The following is a 6,979-nucleotide window of genomic DNA, read 5'->3' on the forward strand; positions in this document are numbered from 1 at the left end:
ACGTGTCCGGCCCAGGTGATGATAATCTTTTAAATAAGGCCAAGAGATATTCTTCCCTCAAGTATAGCCTGGCCCTTTTGGATATAGTTTATGTTATCGCGCTACTTTTAATATTTTTAGGGCTGGGCATATCCAAGGGCCTGGCAGAGACGCTCAGCAATTTTACTCAGAGTCAATATATCGTCGTCCCGCTCTTTATCCTCATAGTCTCACTTGCCTATTATCTGCTTAGCTTTCCTTTAAATTTTTATTCCTCGTATATACTGGAACATAAATTTTCCCTCTCCCGGCAGAAATTAGGGGATTGGTTCCTGGATCAGGCCAAGGCAGGCATTATTTCTTATCTCATCGGCCTCATCTTTATTTCTGTATTGTATTATGTATTGAAGTGTTATGTCTTTAGCTGGTGGTGGATTATTTCTTTTATCTGGATATTCTTCAGCCTGATTTTAGCCAGGCTTACGCCTGTTGTGATTATACCTTTATTTTTCAAATATAAGAAACTCTCAGACGATAATCTCCGGCAGCGGATTCTACGCCTGGCAGATAAGATGAGAATCAGAGGGCTTGATGTCTTTGAGATAGACTTCAGTAAAAAAACGCAAAAAGCAAATGCTGCTTTTGTCGGAGTCGGCAGGACAAAACGGGTGATATTGGCGGATACGTTAAGGGATAAATATAGCCCTGATGAAATTGAGGTTATCCTGGCGCATGAATTCGCGCATTACAGGTTAAGGCACCTGCTTAAGCTTATTCTGGTCAGTTCTTTAGCTACGCTGCTGACATTTTATTTTATATTTAAAACCAGTAATTATCTCCTGGGCCTGTTTGGTTTATCTTCCTTATTGGATATTGCGGCACTGCCGGTTATTTTTCTCTATTGGATTATATTCGGGATAATCACGCAGCCCTTGAATAACTATATCAGCCGCAGATTAGAAAGGAATGCGGATGCCCTGGCGTTAGAAACGACCGGATTAAAAGAGGCCTTTATTTCTACTATGGATAAACTCTGTGAACAGAATCTTGCCGATAGAAAACCCCACCCGCTGATCAAGTTTTTTTTCTTTGACCACCCGCCCATCGATGAACGCATAACTCTTGCAAAGGGACAGGTACAATCTTAGTTTTGCACCAGGTGCCCGATTGGATTTGCACCAGGTGCTAAAGGCCGAGGTTTTTGAATAAGGGGATGGAGATTTTAGCAATCTCAGGGTCAAACTGCTGTCCGGCGAGCCTCTTGATTTCCTGGCAGGCTTCGCTAGGAGTAAGGGAGGTGCGGTAAGGCCGGTTTGAGGTCATGGCATCAAAGGCGTCGCAGACAACCAGGATCCTGGCGCCTAAGGGTGCCTCGTTACCTTTTAGCCCTTGAGGATAACCTGAACCGTTAAAGTATTCATGGTGGTCTGAAGCAATCTCCACAATTTCTTTTAAGCTGGGCAGCATCCCCATAATCTTACGGGTATGCGAGGCGTGTTTTTTAACTTCCAGGAATTCCTTCTCGGTAAGTTTCGTAGGCTTATTCATGATGTAACGGGAGATATTGATTTTGCCGATATCGTGTATAAGCCCTGCCCATTTTATCCGGGTTACTTCATCGTGTTCCAGTCTCATAGCTAAGGCAATCGCCAGGGCATAGCGCGAAACGCGCAGTGAATGCCCGGCAGAATAGGGGTGGCGCATATCGATAATCTGCGCCACAAACTCCAGGGTTTTGCCGATGGCATCAATTTTAAAAGGTATGGGGATAAGCCCAACCGCAGCGCTCGTTTTCTTAAAGATTGAATCTGTGTTACGCCGGCCGGTTATTTGATGGAATAGCCTGTCCTCTTTCAATGCCTTTAATCCGGCGTCGAATAAATCCTGAGAATACTCTTTCCCGATATTTAAAGAAAGCTTATCCTCCATCTTTTTTAAATTACGGTAGCGGCCTGTCTGCAGGAGGATATCTATAGCATCACCCATCCTGATTATCTGGGAACCGAGAGGAATATATTTCTTTATTTTTGCCCGGGGGTAACCTGCGCCGTTTATCCATTCGTGATGGTCAAGGATTAGCCTTGCTATTTCATTCATCTGGGGGATATTGGATACCAGCTGCGCGCCGATGATAGGATGAGACAAAAGTATATTCCTGCTCGTCTTATCCTTACGTTTGAGATAATGGATTATATGAAAGGGAAACCCCACTCCGCCGATATCATGCAGGAGGCTGGCATAGAAGACGCATTTTAAAAGGCGGGTATCCGTTTTTTTACGGGCGAGCTTTGCCGATATTATGGCGACGCGCCAGGCATGATAGATATTTTTTTTGCCTTCAATGTTGGTTACATAAGAAATAGTGTTGATTAATTCGCTTACGGTTTTAGTGGGGTCTATCTTCATTTTTACCTAAGCATTTCAGCAACTATCTGCGCTGCTTTCATGCTTGCTCCTTTTTCTCCGAGAGAGGCAGCGACATAAGACAGGCCTTCCCGTATCCGGCTTAATTTTTCCTTATCCTTCAGGGTTTTAATTATATAACCGGCGATTCTGCGGGGCCGGGCATTATATTGTATAAATTCTTCGATGATTTTCTCTCCTTTAACTACATTGACTAAACCTATGTAAGGTATCCTGATTTTCATCCTCAAATAGGCCCAGGTGGGGAAGGAGACCTTGTATAAAATTACCATCGGTATTCCCAGTATGGCTGTTTCCAAGGTAGCGGTCCCTGAGGCAACCAGGGCAAAATCCGAAGCTGCTAAGCCGTCGTAAGCCCTGCCCGAAACCAGCCGTAGCGTCAGCGCCTTATGGCGGAGAAGCATTTTTTTAAATAAATCTTCTTTTACCGTCGTAGACCTGAGGATTAAAAATTGGGTATTGCCCCCCATGCCCTTAGAAATCAAAGCGGCACTATCCAGCATTACCGGTAGGAGCGCCTTGACTTCTTTTTCCCTTGAGCCGGGCAGGAGCGCCAGAGTGAGGCGATTTGAATCTAGATTGAGTTCTCTAAAAAGTTCTTCCCTGTTCACCTTAGGCCTGACAATATCCAGCAAGGGGTGGCCAACGAAGGATACCGGTATGTTATGTTTTTGGTAAAGCGCCTCTTCAAATTTAAAGACCACCAGCATTCTTTTTACCAATTTTCCGATAATCTCTATCCTATTTTCACCCCAGGCCCAGACCTGGGGGCTGATATAGTAGATAATAGGTATATTTCTTTTTTTTAGTTCTCCTGCCAGGCGCAGGTTAAAACCCGGATAATCCACCAGTATGGCCAAGTCGGGCCTTACTTTATCTACTTCCCTGAGTATCCCGCAGAAGACCTCGCGGAATTCCTTAAGGTTTTTCAGGACCTCAAAGAACCCCACTACTGCCAAATCCACCAGATTAAAATACAGGTTTACCCCTTCTTTTTTTAAGGCCTCACCGCCCAGGCCGAAGAAATTCAACTGCGGGTAAATATTTTTTAGGGCTTTCACCAGGCACGAGGCGTGCAGGTCTCCTGATGCCTCGCCTGCGACGATCAGGATATTCTTTGGGTTTTCCATATTTGTTTGGAGATTTCAAAGGCGACTCTCAACGCTTCTCTGGCTACCTCGCCGGAAACAAGCGGCACTCTGTTTTGCGCTACGCAGTCGATAAAAGCGGAGAGTTCTTTTTTCAGGGGTTGTTCTTTTTCTATGGGCAGGGCTTCTTTAGAAATAGAGGAATCCGTTTTTTTATAGACAAAGGCCTCTTCGTTCTTGTAATCCAGGGATATGTAGGTATTCTTAAAGAAAATGCGGATTTTACGCATCGCTTCATCGGAGACGCGGCTGGCAGTCAAATTACACACGCAGCCATTCTTAAAGGTAAGGCGGGCATTGGCAATATCCTCAAGCGGGGTCAGGACCGGGATGCCTACTGCCTCAATTTTCTTTATCTGCGAATTCACCAGCCCCAGGACGATATCTATATCGTGGATCATCAGGTCTAAGACTACGCCTATATCCAGGGACCGGCGGGGAAAGGGGCTCAGCCTGTGGCATTCAATAAACTGGGGGTCTTTGATGAGCTTGAGGGTGGCGGCAAAGGCAGAGTTAAATCTCTCCACATGGCCAACCTGCAGGATGAGCTTATTTCTCCGGGCCAGACTGATTAGGGAATCAGCTTCCTTGAGGTTAGTAGTAAAGGGTTTTTCAACCAGGGTATGTATCTTATGCCTGAGGAAGTCTGAAGCTATTTTATGATGCTCTTTAGTGGGTGCTGCAATACTTACGGCATCAACCTTGCCAAAGAGCTCCTGATAATCGGCATAGCCGGGGACATTGAGATTGGAGGATATTTCCTCCAGCCGCGCCTTATCCGTATCGCAGACCGCTGCCAGAGAACAGGATTCAATTTCGCGGTAGAGCTTGGCATGTATACTGCCCAGATGCCCCACTCCTACAACCCCAACTTTTATTCTATCCATAGTAAATATATTTTCTTTAGCGGGTCCTGTCTTGGGTAGTTTTTCGCAGCACCGCTCGATTTTCCCCACCGAGGAAAATCTCGCTTGGAGTTTATGCTCACTCTCACTGATTATCTAAATAGCGGGTGAACCTTGGCCGTTCGCATAAACTACATGCTGTTCAAAACCACCCAAGCCACCCGCTAAAAAGATATTTTGCTGAGGGGTTTGGGAGCGTGCATTAGAAATTGTTCGGCAAAAGTCTGCAAGGGATTACGAGTTGCTGGAGTGTTGCCTGCCTTACGTAAGTCTACTGGCGGAAGCGACGAGTAAACCGAAGCAGACGGCGAACAATTTCAGCACGCGAGCAAAGCCCGCAGCAAAAATCATACAAAAATCATAGCAAATCGCTCGACAAAAGTCAATGAATATGATATATTATTGCTTCAAGTTTGTAGATAGAAAGGGAATCAAAATGCAGAATTACCGCAGGTTATTTAAGTTCGCCAGGCCATATTATGGGCTGCTTCTTGTTTCAGGGTTATTTATGGGCGTGGTTACGTTGCTGGACGTCTTCCGTTTAAGCGCCATTGTCCCTATTGTAGACAGGGTCTTTACCAATAGGGCCATAACTTTTACCCACGGTAAATTGCCCGCCTTTTTAGAGAATATTTTAAACCACTTAAATGCCATTACGCCGTTACAGGTGCTCTACGTGTTGTTAATTGTAGTGCCTATAGCGCTTTTTATCAGGGCTATTTTTGAGTTTTTGCAGTCCTATATTATGTCTGACGTGGGCCAGAAGGTCATCCGGGACGTCAGGAACCTCATTTACGATAAATTGCAGAGTTTATCCCTGGATTATTTCACCCAGAAAAGAAGCGGGGAATTAATCTCGCGTATTACCAATGACGTCAAGCTTATAGAAAACGCCGTATCTTATGCGCTTACGGATATTATCTATCAGTCTTCGCAGGTCGCCTGCTTTGCGTTTCTGACCTTTTTTATCAACTGGCGGATGGCCTTGATTTCTATTATTGTCTTGCCTTTGGTAGCTATCCCCATTGTAGTAGTAGGTAAAGTATTGCGAAACTTAAGTAAGCGTTCCCAGGAAAAGATGGCGGATATAAATTCCCTTTTAGTAGAAACATTCGGGGGGGTGAGGATTATCCGGGCATTCTGCGCCGAGGCCAGGGAAATCGCCAAATTCAAAAAACAGAATCATGATTATTACCGCCTGGCCATGAAATCTATCAAGCGGATGCTTATTTTAGGCATTACTACGGAGTTAATCGGCGTGGCCATGGCGCTCTTTATTATATACTATAGCGGCAGGCAGGTTATCGAAGGCAGGATTTCTTTCGGCGCGTTTGCTTTATTTATGGCTGCCTTACTTTCTTTAATCCGGCCTTTTAAAAAATTAAGCCAGGTTAGTTCTATTATGCAGCAGGCAATGGCAGCGAGTACGCGTATCTACGAGGTATTAGATACGCCCCCCAGCATTGAAGATAAAGCGGATGCGCAGGAGCTTTCTGTTTTTAAAAACAGCATAGTTTACGAAGGCGTTTATTTTAGTTATGGGAACCAGGAGATTTTAAAAGGAATAAACCTGCGGATAAGCATGGGGGAGATCCTGGCTGTAGTCGGCCCCAGCGGCGTAGGGAAGACGACATTAGTAGACCTCATCCCGCGTTTCTATGACCCCCAAAAAGGCAGGATTCTTGTTGACGGCATAGATATAAAGGAGTTGACACTTAAATCCCTGCGCAGGCAGATAGGTATGGTGACGCAGGAAATCATACTCTTTAACGATACGATAAAAGCCAATATCCTCTATGGTAAGCCGGATGCCTCCGAGAGTGAAATAGAGCAGGCAGCCAGGCAGGCATATGCGCACGATTTTATCCGGAAATTACCTAATGGTTACGAAACAGCCATCGGCGATAGGGGGATGAAGCTTTCCGGAGGAGAACGCCAGAGGATAGCTATTGCCCGGGCACTCTTAAAGAATCCGCCTATTTTAATCCTCGATGAGGCGACTTCCCAGTTGGATTCTGAGTCAGAACGCTTGGTGCAGGAGGCCTTGGACCGGCTTATGCAGGGCCGCACGGTATTTGTAATCGCGCACCGGCTCTCTACGGTGAGGAACGCCCACAGGATAATCGTCCTAGATAGGGGCATGATTGTCCAGGAAGGCAGGCATAGTGAGCTCTTGGAAAGGGATGGCCTGTACAAGAAGCTTTACGAGCTGCAGGAGATAGAAAAATAAATGAAGCCATCCGCCGTAGGCGGATAAGGCTGAATTTACCCCGCCCTTTTGGCAAGGCGGGCAATCGTAGTAGAACCTGTCCAAAAGAGCGGGGTTAATTCGCAGACGGCTTCGCCTACAGCTTACGTCGTTTATACTCCGTAAGCTGTCTGCTCATTAAAAATAGTGTAATCGCAATACAATAATGTCCGCTTTTAGCAAAGCAAAAATGTCCTGTTCCAAAGTTGCTATAATGATCCTTTCCAAAGGAGGATCATATGGCAGGAAAGGACATTATAATGGCTACGCAGGAG

Annotated in this window: 5 protein-coding genes; 2 read left to right on the forward strand and 3 right to left on the reverse strand. The window is 45.5% G+C overall.

What is annotated here, in order from left to right; all coding sequences use genetic code 11:
• The first annotated feature begins 2 nt into the window (after positions 1-2).
• Positions 3-1,127, forward strand: coding sequence for a M48 family metallopeptidase (locus tag PHV44_02315; protein ID MDD5592118.1), 1,125 nt, complete (start codon positions 3-5; stop codon positions 1,125-1,127).
• 37 nt (positions 1,128-1,164) lie between these two features.
• On the opposite strand, the gene PHV44_02320 is transcribed toward PHV44_02315, so the two are convergent.
• Genes PHV44_02320 through PHV44_02330 form a run of 3 tightly spaced genes read right to left on the reverse strand, consistent with a single transcriptional unit; the run spans position 1,165 to position 4,438 of the window.
• Positions 1,165-2,385, reverse strand: a complete 1,221-nt coding sequence (locus PHV44_02320; protein MDD5592119.1) for an HD domain-containing protein — start codon at positions 2,383-2,385, stop codon at positions 1,165-1,167.
• Between the two features lie 2 nt (positions 2,386-2,387).
• On the reverse strand, positions 2,388-3,533 hold the full coding sequence (gene lpxB / locus PHV44_02325; GenBank protein MDD5592120.1) for a lipid-A-disaccharide synthase: 1,146 nt from the start codon (positions 3,531-3,533) through the stop codon (positions 2,388-2,390).
• Entirely contained in the window at positions 3,509-4,438 is a 930-nt protein-coding gene (locus PHV44_02330) for a Gfo/Idh/MocA family oxidoreductase (GenBank protein ID MDD5592121.1), read from the reverse strand. The genes lpxB and PHV44_02330 overlap by 25 nt, the downstream gene beginning before the upstream one ends.
• Before the next feature lie 454 nt (positions 4,439-4,892).
• Between PHV44_02330 and PHV44_02335 the strand changes: the two genes are divergently transcribed.
• Positions 4,893-6,686, forward strand: a complete 1,794-nt coding sequence (locus PHV44_02335; protein ID MDD5592122.1) for an ABC transporter ATP-binding protein — start codon at positions 4,893-4,895, stop codon at positions 6,684-6,686.
• The last annotated feature ends 293 nt before the right edge of the window (positions 6,687-6,979 follow it).

The sequence above is a fragment of the Candidatus Omnitrophota bacterium genome (assembly GCA_028717245.1).
In the GTDB taxonomy this organism is placed as follows: Bacteria; Omnitrophota; Gorgyraeia; order Gygaellales; family Profunditerraquicolaceae; genus JAGUYA01.